Source organism: Rhodococcus sp. NPDC003348 (assembly GCF_053589375.1).
In genome coordinates, this window is the sequence record NZ_JBSFRT010000062.1 from 1 (window position 1) to 16675 (window position 16675).

At 70.2% G+C, this 16675-nt stretch carries 17 protein-coding genes; 8 read left to right on the plus strand and 9 right to left on the minus strand.

The features are described from left to right. Positions 1–94: 94 nt before the first annotated feature. The 4 genes from ACWDU4_RS26520 to ACWDU4_RS26535 all read right to left on the minus strand — a co-directional run bounded on the left by ACWDU4_RS26520 (position 95) and on the right by ACWDU4_RS26535 (position 4482). Positions 95–976: an LLM class F420-dependent oxidoreductase gene (locus ACWDU4_RS26520; protein WP_450116961.1), complete on the minus strand. Its 882-nt coding sequence runs from the start codon at positions 974–976 to the stop codon at positions 95–97. A 40-nt stretch (positions 977–1016) separates the two neighbouring features. Continuing rightward, positions 1017–1865 (minus strand): SDR family oxidoreductase, encoded by an 849-nt coding sequence (locus tag ACWDU4_RS26525; RefSeq protein WP_450116962.1) that lies wholly within the window; start codon positions 1863–1865, stop codon positions 1017–1019. 120 nt (positions 1866–1985) lie between these two features. Beyond that, positions 1986–2786, minus strand: coding sequence for an SDR family NAD(P)-dependent oxidoreductase (locus ACWDU4_RS26530; RefSeq protein ID WP_450116938.1), 801 nt, complete (start codon positions 2784–2786; stop codon positions 1986–1988). 22 nt (positions 2787–2808) lie between these two features. Beyond that, complete coding sequence (locus ACWDU4_RS26535) at positions 2809–4482, minus strand: AMP-binding protein (RefSeq protein ID WP_450116939.1); 1674 nt, start codon at positions 4480–4482, stop codon at positions 2809–2811. 217 nt (positions 4483–4699) lie between these two features. Between ACWDU4_RS26535 and ACWDU4_RS26540 the strand changes: the two genes are divergently transcribed. The 4 genes from ACWDU4_RS26540 to ACWDU4_RS26555 are packed head-to-tail and all read left to right on the plus strand — an operon-like array spanning position 4700 to position 8285. After that, positions 4700–6358: a class I adenylate-forming enzyme family protein gene (locus tag ACWDU4_RS26540; protein ID WP_450116940.1), complete on the plus strand. Its 1659-nt coding sequence runs from the start codon at positions 4700–4702 to the stop codon at positions 6356–6358. A 9-nt stretch (positions 6359–6367) separates the two neighbouring features. Beyond that, positions 6368–6862 (plus strand): nuclear transport factor 2 family protein, encoded by a 495-nt coding sequence (locus ACWDU4_RS26545; protein ID WP_450116941.1) that lies wholly within the window; start codon positions 6368–6370, stop codon positions 6860–6862. Next, positions 6859–7770: a TIGR03619 family F420-dependent LLM class oxidoreductase gene (locus tag ACWDU4_RS26550; RefSeq protein ID WP_450116942.1), complete on the plus strand. Its 912-nt coding sequence runs from the start codon at positions 6859–6861 to the stop codon at positions 7768–7770. Before ACWDU4_RS26545 ends, ACWDU4_RS26550 begins: the two co-directional genes overlap by 4 nt. Next, positions 7767–8285, plus strand: a complete 519-nt coding sequence (locus ACWDU4_RS26555) for a nuclear transport factor 2 family protein (RefSeq protein WP_450116943.1) — start codon at positions 7767–7769, stop codon at positions 8283–8285. Before ACWDU4_RS26550 ends, ACWDU4_RS26555 begins: the two co-directional genes overlap by 4 nt. Before the next feature lie 277 nt (positions 8286–8562). Here ACWDU4_RS26555 and ACWDU4_RS26560 read toward each other — a convergent pair whose 3' ends face one another. Then, positions 8563–8961 carry a hypothetical protein gene (locus tag ACWDU4_RS26560; RefSeq protein ID WP_450116944.1) on the minus strand — a complete coding sequence of 133 codons (399 nt, stop codon included), beginning with the start codon at positions 8959–8961 and terminating at the stop codon, positions 8563–8565. Between the two features lie 296 nt (positions 8962–9257). Here ACWDU4_RS26560 and ACWDU4_RS26565 point away from each other — a divergent pair, with 296 nt between their 5' ends. Continuing rightward, positions 9258–9473, plus strand: a complete 216-nt coding sequence (locus ACWDU4_RS26565; protein ID WP_450116945.1) for a hypothetical protein — start codon at positions 9258–9260, stop codon at positions 9471–9473. Positions 9474–9542: 69 nt separating this feature from the next. On the opposite strand, the gene ACWDU4_RS26570 is transcribed toward ACWDU4_RS26565, so the two are convergent. Beyond that, positions 9543–10004 (minus strand): hypothetical protein, encoded by a 462-nt coding sequence (locus tag ACWDU4_RS26570; protein ID WP_450116946.1) that lies wholly within the window; start codon positions 10002–10004, stop codon positions 9543–9545. A 217-nt stretch (positions 10005–10221) separates the two neighbouring features. Here ACWDU4_RS26570 and ACWDU4_RS26575 point away from each other — a divergent pair, with 217 nt between their 5' ends. The 3 genes from ACWDU4_RS26575 (at position 10222) to ACWDU4_RS26585 (ending at position 14245) form a co-directional block, all read left to right on the plus strand. Continuing rightward, complete coding sequence (locus ACWDU4_RS26575) at positions 10222–13032, plus strand: FAD-binding and (Fe-S)-binding domain-containing protein (RefSeq protein WP_450116947.1); 2811 nt, start codon at positions 10222–10224, stop codon at positions 13030–13032. Between the two features lie 98 nt (positions 13033–13130). Continuing rightward, on the plus strand, positions 13131–13727 hold the full coding sequence (locus tag ACWDU4_RS26580; protein ID WP_450116948.1) for a hypothetical protein: 597 nt from the start codon (positions 13131–13133) through the stop codon (positions 13725–13727). Positions 13728–13804: 77 nt separating this feature from the next. Then, positions 13805–14245 carry a nuclear transport factor 2 family protein gene (locus ACWDU4_RS26585; RefSeq protein ID WP_450116949.1) on the plus strand — a complete coding sequence of 147 codons (441 nt, stop codon included), beginning with the start codon at positions 13805–13807 and terminating at the stop codon, positions 14243–14245. Between the two features lie 16 nt (positions 14246–14261). On the opposite strand, the gene ACWDU4_RS26590 is transcribed toward ACWDU4_RS26585, so the two are convergent. The 3 genes from ACWDU4_RS26590 to ACWDU4_RS26600 all read right to left on the minus strand — a co-directional run bounded on the left by ACWDU4_RS26590 (position 14262) and on the right by ACWDU4_RS26600 (position 16671). Then, complete coding sequence (locus tag ACWDU4_RS26590) at positions 14262–15050, minus strand: SDR family NAD(P)-dependent oxidoreductase (protein WP_450116950.1); 789 nt, start codon at positions 15048–15050, stop codon at positions 14262–14264. Between the two features lie 98 nt (positions 15051–15148). After that, on the minus strand, positions 15149–15802 hold the full coding sequence (locus ACWDU4_RS26595; protein ID WP_450116951.1) for a PaaI family thioesterase: 654 nt from the start codon (positions 15800–15802) through the stop codon (positions 15149–15151). Further along, entirely contained in the window at positions 15799–16671 is an 873-nt protein-coding gene (locus ACWDU4_RS26600; RefSeq protein WP_450116952.1) for a MaoC/PaaZ C-terminal domain-containing protein, read from the minus strand. Before ACWDU4_RS26600 ends, ACWDU4_RS26595 begins: the two co-directional genes overlap by 4 nt. Between the last annotated feature and the right edge of the window lie 4 nt (positions 16672–16675).

The window sequence follows — 16675 nt, forward strand, 5'->3', positions numbered from 1 at the left end:
CCGCCCGGGCGGCTCCCCCCCCCCGGGGTTCCTTAAGTCCACATCGGGGGTCGTCAAGTGACCCGATGTGACATTACGGAACTCCAGGGAAGGGTCAGACCAGCTGCATCCGCTCGGCGCAGGCGGCCATCTCGTCGAGGACGGCGCCGAAGGTGGTGGCGTGCCGGGACGCCGAGAGCAGGATGCGGTCGGAGCCGAGTGCGCGCGCCCACTCGACCTTGGACTCGTCCATCCGCGGCAGGGTCGCGCCGAGGACCAGGGCGACGTCGGCAGGGTCGCGGCCGGCGTCCGAGGCCGCCGAGCGCATCGTCGCGACCGCGCCGGCCAGGTCGTCGCCGCCGAGCCCGAGCGGCTGGAATCCGTCGCCGACCCGTCCGGCCCGCCGGGCCGCGGCCACGCTGTGCCCGCCGATGTACAGCGGAACCCCGCTCTCCCGGAAAGGCTTCGGGAACGAGTAGGCACCGGCGAACGAGTTGAACTCACCGGCGAAGTCGACGCCGTCGGACCCGCCGTCCCACAGCGCGCGCATCACGGCGATCGCCTCGTCGGTCGCCTTGCCGCGGCGGGTGAAGTCGCCGCCGCACGCCTCGATCTCCTCACGCATCCAGCCGACCCCGAGACAGATCCGGGTGCGTCCCCCGGAGAGCCGGTCCAGGGTGGCCAACCGCTTGGCCAGCACGACCGGGTTGTGGTTGGGCGCCACCAGGACTCCGGTGGCCAGGCCGAGCCGGGTGGTGGCGCCGGCGACGAACGAGAGCAGTTCGAGCGGATCGGGCAGCGGGCAGTCGTCGGGCAGGTGCGACTTGCCGGTCGGCGAGTACGGGTACTCGCTGCCGGTGTTCGCGATCACCACCGCGTGCTCGACCGCGGAGATCTCGTCGAATCCCAGCGTTTCGGCCGCCCTGGCGAATTCGAGAACCTGCTCCGGGTCCCCCGCCATCCCCAGTTCGACCGGCATCACCACACCGAGCTTCACCACGCCACGCACACCCTTTCCCGTTGTCCCGCAGCGCAGATCACGCAGCGATCGAGTCCACCAGCTTCGGAGCCCACACGACCTTACCGAGGAAACGGTCCGCATCCGGGTTGGTCGCCAGCCACACCGCCGCCTCGGCCGGGACCGTCGCGGGCACCGTGTCGAACCCGCTGTCGGTGATCGCGTCGGTGCCGCCGCGGGCGGCTCCCGACTCGGTGACCACGAAGCCCGGACTGAGGTTGAACGCCCGCACCCCGCGGTGCCGGTACTCGGCGTTGACGGCACCGGCGATCCGGCCGAACGCGGCCTTCGACGCCGCGTACGACAGCCCCCAGCCGCCCTCGCCGGGTGCCGCGGGTGGATCCATGGTCGCCGATCCCGACACCAGGTTGATCAGGACGCCGGACCCGCGACCGACCATCGCGGGCAGCACCCGCTGGATCAGCGCGAGCTGGTGCAGGTAGTTGCCGCGCATCATCACCGTGGCGTCGTCGAGTTCGATGTCGAGCAGCCGGTCCATGTTGCCCGCGGTCTGCGCATATGCGTTGTTGACGAGAACGTCCACGCGACCCCAGGTTTCGAGTACCCGATCGGCCGCCGCCAGTACCGACGTGGCGTCGAGCAGATCCATCGGCACGGCCAGCACGTCGACGCCGAGGGCCCGTACCTCCGCGGCGGTGGTCTCCAGGCTGCCCGGCACCGGAATCAGCTCACCGTGGGTGCGCGGCGACACCCGCCCGTCACCCTCCCGCACCGTCCGCGCGGTGAGGGCGACGTCGAATCCGTTGCGGGCGAAGGCGAGCGCGATCTCCCGGCCGATGCCGCGGCTCGCGCCGGTCACCAAGGCGACCGGGCGGCGACTCGGCGCGGTGGTCACGACGTCGGGCATCGGCTGCGAGCTGCCCGCATTCGCGCTCACGACCGGTCCCCCGTCATCCCCGACTCGACCGAAACCACCACACCGAACTTCACGCCACGCACACCCTTTCCTGTTGTCCCGCAGACCAGTTCATGCCGCGAGCGGACTCGCCGGCTTCGGCACCCACACCACGTTGTCGAGGAACCGGTCGGCGGCGGGCTGGGTGGCCAGCCACAACGCCGACCTGGCGACCATCCTGGACGGCACGCCGTCGCCCCCGGCCTCCTCGCCCGGTTCGGCGACCGCGGCGTCGGGGCCGAGGTTGAACGCGCGCACCCCGCGGTGCCGGTACTCCGCGTTCACCGCGGCGGCGAGACGCCGGAACGCGGCGTTCGACGTCGCGTGGGAGGGGCTCAGAGCGGTGTCCGTCCCGGCCGGTTCCGTCGGCTCCGGGCCCGACAGCAGGTTGATCACGACACCGGAACCCCGACCGACCATCGCGGGCAGCACCCGCTGGATCAGGGCCAGCTGGTGCCGGTAGTTCCCGCGCGTCATCAGGGTCGCGTCGTCGAGTTCGACGCCCTGCGCCCCATCGACGATGCCGGCGGGTTGCACGTAGGCGTTGTTGACGAGAACGTCCACGCGACCCCACGTTTCGAGCACCCGATCCGCCGCCGCCAGCACCGAGACCCCGTCGAGGAGATCCATCGGGATCGGCAGCGCGGCGACGCCGAACGCTCGAACCCGCGCAGCGGTGTCCTCCAGGTCACTGGGGACGAGGACGGATTCGCCGCGTGCTCGCGATCCGCCCCGACTGCCGCCCTCCCGCCCCGTCCGGGCGGTGAGGGCGACGTCGAATCCGCTCTGGGCGAATGCGAGTGCAATTTCGCGACCGATCCCTCGGCTCGCGCCGGTCACCAAGGTGACCGGGCGACCACTGGGCTCGGGCACGGTCGGCTCCGGCCTCGTTACCTCAGGCGCCGAGGAACCGCTGCCGGCCCGACGCCGCGAATTGCGCTTCCAGTTCACGCTTGTCATCATCGGACATTTCCACGTAGGTCGGCTCGCCTCGTCCCTGCCAGTGGAATACGGGTTCGTCGCAACGCCACAGTTGCGCCTGCAGCTCCCGCTTGAGCACCTTGTTCGATCCGGTCACCGGGAGGTTGGTTGACACCCGGACCAGGCGCGGGGCGGACTTGGTACCCAGATCGTCCTGTGTGCCGAGGAACGACGCGAACTCCTCGGGATCGAAGTCGGTGAGGTCCGAGACCTCGATCGCGGCCATCACCTGATCGCCGGACCGCGGGTCCGGGACCGCGTACACGCCGGTGGCGATGACCTTCGGGTGTCGGCGCAGGATCCGCTCGATCATCAACGCGGAGGTGTTCTCGCCGTCGACGCGGATCCAGTCGCCCTTGCGTCCCGCGAAGTAGATGAACCCGTCCTCGTCGATGTACCCGAGGTCGCCGGTCCAGTACCAGCCGTGCTTGATCCGGTCCGCGATGGCCTGCTCGTTCTTGTAGTAGCCCTCGAACCGCTTGGCGCCGCCCTTGTCGATCATCTCGCCGATCGCCTCGTCCGGGTTGAGCACCCGGCCGTGCTCGTCGAGCTTCGCGCGGACGCATTCCACGAGTGTTTCCGGGTTGACGATGGCGATCTCGTCGTGGGCGGGCCTGCCGAGCGCGCCCTCGGGGGCCTCGGGGTCCAGCTTCACCGAACCGGCGCCCTCGGAGGAGCCGTAGCCCTCGAACAGCTGCGCGCCGAAGCGGCGCACGAACTCGACCTTGTCCTCCGGGGAGGCCTCGGTGCCAAACCCGCGGACCAGGGTGTTGTCGAGGTCGTCGGGCTGCTCGGGGGTCGCCATCAGGTACGACAGCGCCTTGCCGACGTACGTGAAGAACGTGGCGCCGAAGAACTTCACGTCGGGCATGAACCCGGAGGCGGAGAACTTGCAAGCCTGCGGCAGGCAGACGGTGGCACCGTTGGCCAGCGCGGGCGCCCACAGCGCCATCAGCGCGTTGCCGTGGAACAGCGGCATGCAGCAGTAGTCGACGTCCTCGCGCGAGTGCCCGTACTTCGCGGAGTTGGCGTATGCGAGACGCGCGAGCCGGCCCTGGCTGCACCGCACCGCCTTCGACATGCCGGTGGTGCCCGAGGTGAACAGCAGGAGGAACAGCGAGGACTCGTCGATCGACGGGTCCAGGGCGGGCTCCGCGACGCGGTGCGCGGCGACGGTGTCCGCGTAGGCCGGGTCGTCGACGAGCACGAAGCGGTCCTCGTCGAGACCGAGGTCGAGGCCCTTGAGCTTCGCCATACCCTCGGCGTCGGTGACGATGAGCTGGCAGTCCACGTACCGGATCTCGGCCTCGAGTTCCGCACCGCGGCGGGTAGGGTTGATGCCGACAATCGTCGCCCCGGTCAGCGCGGCGCCGCCGAGCCAGAACAGGAACTCGGGAACGTTCTCGAGGAGCACACCGATGTGGAAAGGCCCCTCCCGGCGCAGCGACGCGGCCAGCGCCCCGCGCGCCGCGCTCTCACGGACCGTCTCGTCCCACGTCCAGTCCCGATCCCGCGTCCGGGTGCCCAGGTGCTCGTCTCCGAGGCGATCCAGCAGCATCTCGGCGATCGTCGCGCGTTCCAATTCCACTCCCGTTGTCTGCTTGTGCACTGCGACGGTCAGGGCGGAGGCACCGGCGAGGGGCGCGGGCTCCGGAGTCGGCGCACGGTCCAGCAATGTTCGACCGACGCTAACCAGGGCCCGAGAACCGAACCGCACCAGTCCCGGTCAGTGGAAAAGCCTTCCATGCACCCCCCTGGCCGTGTGATCCTTCTCGCCAATTCAAGTACAGGGAGGTCCCGATCTCATGACTGCATCCACCGATCCGCAGGCATACCTCGCGGCCGTCGTGTCCCGGCTGACGGGACCGGGGGCTCCTTTCGAGCTGGTCGACGAGGATGTCCGCGGCACGCGGATGCCGGTCATGCGGCAGCGCAACCACGCGGTGCACGAACTGCTCACCGCGTCGCTGGAGTACGGGGACCGCGACTATCTGGTCACCGAGGATCGGCGGATCTCGTTCCGTGAGCACGCCGAGCAGGTCGCGGCGTTCGCCGAGGCCCTCGCCGACGAGTACGGCATCGGTGTCGGCGACCGGGTCGGCATCCTCGCCGCGAACACCGTCGAGTGGGTGATCGCGTTCTGGGCCACCCAGTCGCTCGGTGCGATCGCGGTCGGACTGAACGCGTGGTGGGTGCCGCGGGAGATCGCGTACGGCATCGAGCTGACCACGCCGAAGGTGCTCATCGCCGACGCCAAGCGTGTCGCCCTCCTCGCCGAGGCCGAGACCGGTGTTCCCGTGCTCACGATGGAGCAGGACGTCCCGCGCCTGATCGAGGCCCATCGCGGTGCCGCACTGCGGACCGCGGAGGTCGTCGAGGACGACCCGTCGGTCATCCTGTTCACCAGCGGCACCAGCGGCAAGCCCAAGGGCGCCCTGCACTCGCAGCGCAACCTGCTGGCCGTGGCCGACTACCACCGCTACAGCGACGCACTGCTCGACGCGTTCGCCGGGCGCGAGTACGACCCGAACCGGCCCAGCGACCTGCGCTACCTGCTCACCTCGCCGCTGTTCCACATCGCGAGCCTGCACAACATCGTCGTCCCCCGCCTCGCCACCGGCAGCGCGGTGGTCCTGTACCAGGACAAGTTCGACGTGGACCGGGTGCTCGCACTGGTCGAGCGGGAGAAGATCACCAACTGGGGCGCGGTGCCGACCATGGCTGCCCGGCTGATCGAGCACGGCAACGTCCGCAAGTACGACACCTCGTCGCTGACCGCGTTCGCGCTGGCATCGGCCCCGTCGTCGGTGGCGTTCAAGGAGCGCCTGCGCGAGGAGGTGCCGTTCGCGAAGGACTCCCTCGTCGACAGCTACGGCCTCACCGAGTGCAGCACCGGCATCGCCGTCGCCACCCCGATGGACGTGCAGCAGTTCCCCGGCACCCTCGGCCGGCCGATCTTCGCGGTCGCGATGGAGATCCGGGACCCGTTCGGCGAGCGGCTGCCGGACGGCGAGGAGGGCGAGGTGTGTGTCCGCAGCCCGTACGTGATGCTCGGCTACTGGGACAACCCGGAGGCGACGTCGGCGTCGATCCGCGACGGCTGGCTGCACACCGGCGACTTCGGTCGCGTCGAGGACGGCCGGCTGCGGCTCACCGGTCGCCGCTCGGACCTGATCCTGCGCGGCGGCGAGAACATCTACCCCACCGAGATCGAGCAGGTTCTCGACGAGCATCCGGACGTCGCGGAGTGCGCGGTCGTCGGCGAGGCGCACGAGGACCTCGGCCAGGAGGTCGCGGCGATCGTCGTGGTGCGCGCCGGGGCGACGGTCGGCGAGGAGGAGCTGCGTGCGTTCGCCGCGGACCGGCTCTCCTACTTCAAGGTGCCCACGCGTTGGCGGCTGACCACCGAGCCGCTGCCGCGCAACGCGACCGGCAAGGTGTCCCGCGGTCAGGTCAAGCTGTAGGGGCCGGCCATGCTGGACATGCGGCACACGATCGAGCGGCTCGCCGCGACCGAGGCGATCCGGGACCTGGTCTTCTCGTACTCGCATCTGATCGACCGCGGTGAACTGTCCGCGGTGGCGGCTCTGTTCGCCGATGCCACCTACGGACAGTGCGACGGGGACGGCGTGCCGCTCGGTGGGCTCATCGAGCGGGACCCGGCGGCCGTTCAGCGCGCCAACGAAACGTTCGTCAAGATGCACGGCGACCCGCCGTCCCCGCGGACCAAGCACGTCACCACCAACGTCCGCGTGTCCGTCTCGGACGACAACACCGAGGCGAGCGCGGTCTCGTACGTGACGGTGCTGCAGGGCACCGCGGACCTCCCGTTGCAGCCGATCCTCGTCGGACGCTACTTCGATCGCTTCGAGTCCGTGGACGGCCGGTGGCGGTTCACGCAACGGCTGTGCTGCATCGACCACACCGGCGACCTGAGCGAACACGCGCAGAGGCTGCTCCGTCCGTGACGGCCCTGGAAGTGGGACTCAACATCCTGGGCGCCGAAGCGCTGTACGGCGGCCGGATCCAGCCGGTGCTCGACCTGGCCGCGCACGCCGATCGCGTGGGGTTCGATCTGATCTCGACCGGTGACCACCTCGGCTTCAACGAGGCCGCGCACGCCGAACGGGCCGCCGAGCACGGGTTCGTTTTCGCGCTGGACCACCCGTGGTACGAACCGATCTCGCTGCTTTCGGCGGTCGCCGCGGTGACCCGGCGGGCCCGGCTCGGTGCGTCGGTGCTCATCGCGACCCTCCGCCCGCCGCTGCTGTTGGCCAAACAGATCGCCACGCTCGACGCGATCTCGGGTGGCCGGGTCGCGATCGGGATGGGTGTCGGCTGGCAGGAGGCGGAGTACGCCGCGGCGGGTGTGCCGTTCGACGCCCGGTTCGGCCGAATGGAGGAGACCGTCGCGGCCTGCCGCGCATTGTGGGCGCCGCCGCCGGCGACGTTCACCGGTCGCGACTTCGCGTTCGAGGACTTCCACTCGTACCCGTTGCCTGCCCAGGACCGGGTGCCGGTGCTGTTCGGGTTCGGCCCGAGCAGGCGCAACTTCGAGCGGATCGCGAGGGTCGCGGACGGCTGGACCGTCAACCCCACCGACATGGCGGCCTTCGGCGAGTCGGTCGCGCTGCTCCGGGAATGCTTCGCCGAGCACGGCCGCGATCCCGATTCGGCGCGGATTCAGGTGTCGGTGACGCCGGTGCACGACGCGTCCGGGGCGGTGGATCTGGACGCCACCGCGGACCGGGCGCTGCAGTGGCACAAGGCCGGCGCGACGGTCGCGGTGTTCCGGCCGGTGGCGTTCGGCGCCGCCGCCGAGGACGTCCCGGACCTGCTCGACCGGCTGGTCGGGTTGAAGGAGGAGGCTCGATGACGGTGGAGTCGCGCGAACTACGAGAGCTTCTCGACAAGCAGGAGATCCGCGAGGTCGTGTTGCGGTACTGCCGCGGCATCGACCGGCTCGATCTCGATCTGGTGCGCGGTTGCTACCACCCGGACGGCATCGACCACCACACCGGATTCGACGGCACGGTCGACGAGTACATCGCCTGGGTCGGGCCGAAGCTGGAACTGCTCGGCGGCACCATGCACCACGTCGGGAACCATCTCGTGGAACTGTTCGGCGACGTCGCGATCAGCGAGGCCTACTCCACCAATGTGCACTGGGGACACCCGAACCGCGGCGACTTCACCAGTGGGGCACGCTTCGTCGACCTGATGGAGCGGCGCGACGGCAGGTGGGCGATCGCCGAACGCTGGGCGGTACGGGAGTGGACCCGATCCGACGACGGCCGGATGATCGCACCCGAGGCGGCCGGCCCGCGGGGCACGCGCGGCGGAAGCGATCTGCTCGACACGTTGCGCGCGCGGGTGGGTGCCGCGTCCTGACCGGACCGGCTCGTCAGCTGCCGAAGATCGCGCCCCCGCTGCCGGTATCCGGCGAAACAGCACCTCGCCACCGACCGGCCCCGCAGCTCGACGCCATGCAGCGGATCATCGGTCGTCAGGCTTCCGAAGCTCGTTCCGAGGGTCACCGGCACCCCGCCTGGGGGGTGAGGACCGTCGTTCCGTCGCCGTCGAGGCAGGAGGCGGAGACGGTGTCACCGCTGTCGAATTTCTGCGTATAGACCCCGGCGCCAGGACTGCCGAGGAGGAGCACCGGCGATCAGCTGGCGAACAGGGACGTGAAAAGACCGATGTTGTAATCGACGCTGAAGGCGAGTGTCGGCTCCGGCGTCGTGTTGACAAGGGGGATCTCTCCGTCCGCGTCGACGCAGGACGTGACGACCTTGTAGTTCCAGTTCGGATTGAGGGGCGGCGAGGTGTACGTACCGTCGCCCGGATTCCCGGTCAACACTACGTCGCCGTGGAAACTCTCCCGGCCGAACTCCTCCAGCACGTCCACGGAGCATCCACTCAGGGTGGGAGAACTGATACCGGTGAAATCGACCTGAATGGTGTCGGCGCTGGGCTTGAATACGTGAACCGAACCGGCGGCCGTGGCCGAGCTCAGTGCAGGGTTGGCGACCAGTGCGAGGGCGGCGAATCCGACAACGGCACCCACGCGGGTAACGCTCTTACGAGAAGTCTTCACAGTGATCCATTTCTTGACGGGTAACCGGCTCGCCGGAATGCGAGTCCATGACAGCCGACATCATGCACCCCCGACCCGGCCCGACGTCACACTCTCGGAAGACTGAACACAATCGAAATATACTGTCTAACAACATGATTGACCGAGCGATGCCGGATCATCACGCGGCAGCCGCAGAATCGGCACCGTGTCCAACCCTCAGGCCACACCCCCGCCGTCGCCGCGTTGCGCACGCGCATCGCGGGCGAGGTACCTACTCCACCAATGTGCACTGGGGACACCCGAACCGCGGCGACTTCACCAGCGGGGCACGCTTCGTCGACCTGATGGAGCGGCGCGACGGCCGGTGGGCGATCGCCGAGCGGTGGGCGGTGCGGGAATGGACCCGTTCCGACGCGGGTCGGGTGACCGATCCGGAGGCGGCCTGTCCGCGGGGCACCCGCGGCGGTGGCGACCTGCTCGACGCGCTGCCCGCCGGGTGAGCGATCGCGCCTGGCCCGCGCGGCGGGAGTGCCATGGCCGCTCACCTGCACGGTGAGCGGCCACGACCGTCAGCTGCCGAAGATCCGGCTCAGGCTGCCGGCGTCGAGGCCCAGGCTGCCGGTGTCGAGCGTGACGCTGCCGAAGCTGGTGGCGGAGCCGACGGTGACGGGCACGCCGTCGACGGGGGTCAGCGGCGTCGAGCCGTCATCGTCCAGGCACAGGGCGTGGACGGTGTAGTCACCGCTGTCCAGTCCCTGCGAGACGAAGGTCCCGGCGCCCGGGTTCCCGAGGATCAGTACAGGGTTGGCGGTGGACTCGGTGCCGCTCGCGTTGTCCACCCTGACCCAGCAGGCGATCAGTGACGGGGAGCTGACGTCGGCGAACTTGACGGTGATCGTGTTGCCGCTCGACGTCACGTTCGCGGTGCCCGCGACCGCGGCGGAACCGACGGCCGGGTTGGCGACCAGTGCCGCGGCCCCGAGGCCGGCGATGACGGCGAGTCGTGCGGTGCTCTTGCGGGATGTCCTCACAGCGTGTCCGTTTCTCGATGATGGTCGGGTGCGGATGGTGGTGCGCGCGGTGCGCACGCCGGCAGCCATCATGCACGACTCACACCCGCCGGTCAGGGCTTCTCGAAATCTGCCGCGTTCAATCAATCGTTCTGTCTAACAGCATCATTCGATTACGCCACGTCAGCGGCCATGCGCGCCCGGCGCGACAGTGTGCGGTGGTCGTAGTATCGGCACCGTGCCCAGTGCGGATACGACAGGCGCCGCCGTCGCGGAATTACGCTCCAGCCTCGACGGCGAGGTCGACGATTCCACCCGCCGTCGGGCCGAGTACTCCTCCGACGCCTCGAACTACCGAGTACCCCCGACCGCGGTCGTGTTCCCGCGCTCCGACGAGGACGTGGCCGCAACTCTCGCGGCCGGCCGCGCCCACGGCGTCCCGGTGACGGCTCGCGGAGCGGGGACGTCCGTAGCGGGCAACGCGATCGGCGCCGGACTGGTGCTCGACTTCAGTCGCCACATGAACCGGATCCTCGACCTCGATCCGGGCGCCCGGACCGCGGTCGTGCAGCCGGGGGTGGTGCTCTCCTCGCTGCAGCGGGCCGCCGCACCGCACGGTCTGCGCTTCGGCCCGGATCCGTCGACGCAGGACCGGTGCACCCTCGGAGGCATGCTCGGCAACAACGCCTGCGGCCCACGCGCCGTCGCCTGGGGGCGGACCGCCGAGAACGCACGCCGGCTGCGCATCCTGGACGGCACGGGCACGCAGCGCGTCCTCGCCGACGACCTGTCCGTGGTGCCCGGGCTGGACGCCTTCGTGACCGCAAACCTGGCGACGCTGCGCACCGAGCTCGGCCGCTTCGACCGGCAGGCGTCGGGATTCTCCCTCGAGCACCTCCTGCCCGAACGGGGGCACGCGCTCGCCAGGGCATTCGTCGGCACCGAGGGCAGCTGCGGCCTGATCCTCGACGCCACCGTCGACCTGGTTCCGGTCCCCACCGCGACTGCGCTCGTGGTTCTCGGCTACCCGGCCATGCCCGACGCCGCCGACGACGTCCCGGCGCTGATGGCGGCCCGCCCCCTCGCCGTCGAGGGTATCGACGCCCGGCTGGTCGACGTGGTCCGACGACACAAGGGCGCCGCCGCCGTACCCGAACTGCCCCGCGGCGAAGGCTGGCTCTTCGTCGAGATGGCCGGGGACACCGCCGAACAGGCGCTCGCCGACGCCGCGGCGCTGTGTGCGGCGTCGAACGCGGTGGATACCAGGGTCGTGGCGACCGGGCCCGAGTCGGCGGCCCTGTGGCGGATCCGAGCGGACGGCGTCGGGCTGTCGGGACGCACCCGGCGCGGGCGCCCGGCCTGGCCCGGATGGGAGGACGCCGCAGTGCCCCAGCACCGTCTCGGGGCGTACCTGCGCGACTTCGACGACCTGATGGGCGAGCACGACGTGGACGGTCTGCTGTACGGCCACTTCGGTGACGGGTGCGTGCACGTCCGACTGGACTTCCCGATGGTTCGGGCGCCCGATCGCTTCCGCGCATTTCTTCTGGACGCGGCCGCACTGGTCGCCGGGCACGGCGGCTCGATGTCCGGTGAGCACGGCGACGGACGCGCACGCTCCGAACTGCTGCCGCTGATGTACTCCCCCGCCGCGCTCTCGGCGTTCGCGGAATTCAAGTCGCTGTTCGACCCGGACGCCGTGCTGAACCCCGGCGTGGTGGTGGACGCGGCACCGGTGGATGCGGATCTGCGGATACCCGCTGCCCGGCCGGTCACCCGGGCCGGCGGATTCGCGCTGCACGACGATGGCGGCGACCTCTCGACCGCGGTCCATCGGTGCGTCGGAATCGGCAAGTGCCGCTCGGAATCCGGCGGATTCATGTGCCCGTCGTACCTGGCGACCCGGGACGAGAAGGACAGCACCCGAGGCCGGGCGCGGGTACTGCAGGAAGCGATCAACGGCACGCTCGTGTCGAGCGGGTTCGACGCCGGAGAACTCGCCGAGTCCCTGGACCTGTGCCTGTCGTGCAAGGCGTGTTCTTCCGACTGCCCGGCGGGGGTCGACATCGCCACCTACAAGTCGGAGGTGCTGTATCGCCGGTATAGGCGGCGACTGCGCCCGCGGGGCCACTACACGCTCGGCTGGCTGCCTCGCTGGGCGGCCGCTGCGACCCGGGCACCGCGTGTCGTCAACGCCGCGACCGGGGTGCCGTTCCTGCGGCGCACCGGATTGCGGCTGGCCGGACTCGACCCGCGCCGCGGAGTACCGGCGCTGGCACGAGCGAGTTCGCGCCGATCCCTGCGCCGCAGATCTGCTGCACCGCAAGCGGAACGCAGCGTTCTGTTGTGGCTGGACACCTTCACCGATGCCTTCACCCCGGCGGTGGCGAGTGCCGCGGTCACGGTGCTGGAGCACGCCGGATACCGAGTCGAGCTGACCGAGAGGCGGTCCTGCTGCGGTCTGACCTGGATCACCACCGGCCAGTTGGATGGGGCGCGAAGACAACTCGCTCGTACGCTCGACCAGTTGCAGCCGCACCTCGATGCCGGCCGACCGATCATCGGGCTGGAGCCGTCGTGTACCGCGGTGCTGCGCTCGGACCTGGTCGAACTGCTCCCGGACGATCCCCGGTCGCACCTCGCGGCAGCGGCGACACACACCTTCGCCGAGTTTCTCTCCACCGCAGCCCTTCCCGACGGCACACCCTGGCACCCACCGCGCCTGGAGGGCGTCGAGGTCGTGGTGCAGCCGCACTGCCACCAGCACGCCGTCACCGGATTCGCGGCCGACCGTGCGCTACTGGACCTGGCCGGGGCGACGGTGCACCAGCTCACCGGCTGTTGCGGACTGGCCGGCAACTTCGGAATGGAACGCGGACACCACGATGTCTCGGTCGCGGTCGCCGGCCACGCCCTGCTGCCCGCCCTGTCCGCGCACCCGGACGCGACGCTGCTCGCGGACGGCTTCTCGTGCCGCACCCAGGCCGCCCAGCTGGCCGGGCGCGAGGGCGTCCACCTTGCCCAGTTGTTCGCCACGCACACGACCTGAACTGCGCACCTCCCCCGATCGGTTGCTGTCGTGGGGCATCATCAGTCGACTCGGCTCACTCCCGAGCCGGGCCGACTCGAAGGGTTGGTGAGGTAGTCGTGCCCACAACTGCGCGCTGGAAGACAATGGCCGCGACCATCGCCGGGACGGCCACCGCCGTCCTCGCGGTGAGCGCGATGGCGGCGCCGACGGCGTCCGCCCAGATCCCGCCGCCCGCGCCACCCGCGATCAGCACGACGGTCGACGGCAATCACCTGACGATCAAGCTCTCCGACCCCAACAGCGGACTCGCGCAGGCCCTGACCTTCTGCACCGCGGCGCTGGTGAACCCGGCCAAGGCCGTCCCCCTGATTCCCGCGCTCGCGGGGGGAACCCTGCCCCCGCTGGATCAGATCGACCCCGCCGTATTCCAGTGGGGACCGTCCGCGACCACCACCAACGCATTGGTCCGCGAACGGACGTACGAGGTCCCCGACGTGCCCGTCGGCGTCTACGTCGCGCTCGGCGTCTGCATCAACCCGAACATCACCAATCCGGCCGTCGACTTCGAGCCGGTGTTCGTCGGGAGCCCGATCGAGGTCGGGTCCGCGGTCCTCGACCTCGGCAGCGCCGTCGCAGGCACCCCCGGCGCGATCGAAGCCATCCTGGACCTGATCGGCGTCGACACCGGCAGCCTCGGCGGCAGCGCGGGGTAGCCGACCAACCGCCGGGCGGTGTCCCGCTGCCCGGGACACCGCTCGCACCCGCGTCGGCGTAGACGGAGGATGCGGGGATGACCAGCGAGTTTGTTCAGAACGAGGCACCCGCCGAAGCGATCCGGTCCCTCATCGCCCGCATCGCACACGCCGCCGACGAGGCGTCGGTCGAGACGTACGCGCAGCTCTACACCGACGACGCGGTGTGGGAGATGACCGGCACGACCGCGTCCGGCGCCAAGCCCCAGGTCTCCCGGGGGCTCGCGGAGATCATGGCGGCCGTCCGCGAACGTCGCGGCGCGGGCATCGCCGGACCCGGGACCGACACCCGGCACCTGACGACGTGCGTCGCGGTCTCCGTCGACGGCCCGGACACCGCGCGCGCAGAGTCCGTCTGGCAGTTCTACGCCGAGACGGCCACGGCGCCGCGGTTGACGAGCATGGGCCGGTATCACGACCTGTTCCGGCGGGAAGACGGGCGCTGGCTGCTTGCCCAGCGCACCATCTCGGTCGGCTGACCCGGTCGGCGCCGCCTCAGTCCACCTGCGGCGCCCACTGGACGCCGTTGATGTGGCTGCCGCCGTCGACGAACAGCGTGTTGCCGGTGAGGTAGCGGGAGTCGTCGGACGCGAGGAACGCGGCGACGGTGCCGATGTCGTCGAGGGGATCACCGATGCGTCCCATCGGGTTCGCCGCCTCCTGCCCGGCCGCCATCTGCGGGTTCGCCTCGGCGACGCGCTGGTAGGCGGCGCTCTTCGCACCCGGGCAGATGACGTTGCAGCACACGTGCTTCGGCGCCCACTCACGGGCGGCGGTGCGGGTCATGCTGCGCAGCGCCTCCTTCGCGGCGTTGTAGTACACCGAGTACATGTGAGCGTTGACGCCGTTGAGGCTGCACATGTTGATGACGCGTCCGGTGCCGTGCTCGGCGAGCGCCGGAAACGCGCGCTGCATCGCCCAGAACGCCGACATGACACCCATGTCGAAGCCGATCCGCATGTTCTCCTCGGCGGTCTTCTCGAACCGCGCGTAGCCCAGCGGACGCCAGGCGTTGTTGACGAGGATGTCGAGACGTCCGAACTCCTCGGTGCCCGCGTCGACCATCGCGTGCACCTGCTCACGATCGGTGACGTCGGCGCGGATGAACTTCGCGCCCACGCCCCACTCGTCGGTGAGCCACCGAACGGTGTCGGCACCCGCCTGCTCGTCGATGTCCGAGACGATGATGTTCGCGCCCTCGCGGGCCATCGCGCCCGCCACACCGCGGCCGATGCCCATGGCCGCTCCGGTGATGACGGCAACCCGTCCGTCCAGCTTGCCCATACCTGCGCTCCTCCTGTGTGCTCGTTCCACCCCTCCCCGCTGACCGAATGTGGGATTCGGTCAGTTGAACCGACCGGATCCCACATTCGGTAGGACCGTCAGCGGGGGCGCGGAACCGTGGCGTCGATGAACAGACCGTCGACCGAGACGCACACCTCACCGGCGGCGTTCTTGATGTCTCCGACCGTGCGGATCTTGCGGCCTTCCACCGAGATCTGCTTGCCGGTGATCGTCAGCGGCTCGAACAGCGGCGTCGGCTTGTGGTACCGCGTGTTGAGTTGCGCGGTCATGCCTGCCTTGCCGCCCCAGGCGTTGGCGACACCGAGCACGTGGTCGAGGATCAACGCCGAGACGCCACCGTGCACGCACCCGGGCGGACCCTGGTACGGCAGGGTGAGCGTGACGACGCCCTGAACCGAACCGTCCTCGAGCCCCTCGATCACCAGCGGGGGCGCGATGGCGTTCTCCGGACCGGTGATCGGGTCGTGCCGGGTGACGCCCTCCCCGCTCCACATGTCGACCAGCCGCTCGGCCACCTCGGGGGCATGCTCCTCGAGGTGGTCGGCGATGCTGTTGAGCTCCTCCGCGACCCGGTCGAGGTTCGCGTTGCCGCGATCGGTGCGCAGCATCGCGTCGATCACCCGACGGGCCGCCGCGGTGGCGCGATCGACCGGGGTGTCCTGCGGCGCAGCCGTCAGCACCGTCCGGTGCGGGTGGGTGCGGACAGTGGGGTGGGTGTTGCCCTCGTTCACGACCGGACCTCCATCGTCGCGTGCGTGAGCACCGGCTGCCCGTCCCGTTCGGGGCAGGTGGCCACCAGGGTGAGGGTGTCACCGTCACGCCAGACGGCGGTCTCGATGGTCTCCCCGGGGTACAGCGATCCGGCGAATCGCACCGAGAACGACTGCACCCGAGTCGGATCCCCGTCGAGCACGCCGTCGACGACGGCCTTGCACACGACCCCGTACGACGCGAGCCCGTGCAGGATCGGCTGGTCGAACCCGGCCATCTTCGCGAACTCCGGGTCGGCGTGCAGCGGGTTCAGGTCGCCGCTGAGCCGGTACACCAGCGCCTGCTGGGTGCTCGTGGGCGACACCAGCACCGTGTCGGCGTCCCGCTCCGGCACCGCGTTCGACACGTCCGGTCCGGCCTCGCCGCCGAAGCCGCCCTCGCCGCGCGCCCAGATCTGCATTCCGGTGGTCCACAACGGGTTTCCATCGGAATCGCTGGCGGACTGCTCGAGCACGATCACCGCGGCCTTGCCCTTGTCCCAGACGTTCGCGACCCGCGACGAGATCGTCGCGGTGCCCGACGCCGGGATCGGGGCGTGCAGCGTCAGCGACTGCCCGCCGTGCAGGATCTTGCGCAGGTCGATGTCGATGCCCGGCATGTTCATCCCGACCGGCTTCAGTGTCCCGGCCGAGATGCCCTGGCCGGCGACCATCGCGAAGGTCGGCAGCACCCGCAGACCCTTCTCGTACACCCAGCCGAGTTCGGCCGGGTTCAGCGAGTCGACACCCGCGCCGAGGCCCAGGTGGTACAGGATCACGTCACGCTCGGTCCAGCTGGCCTCGCGGACGGTTGGGGCGGCCGACAGGGCGGCGCTCACGTCGATCGGCATTGGG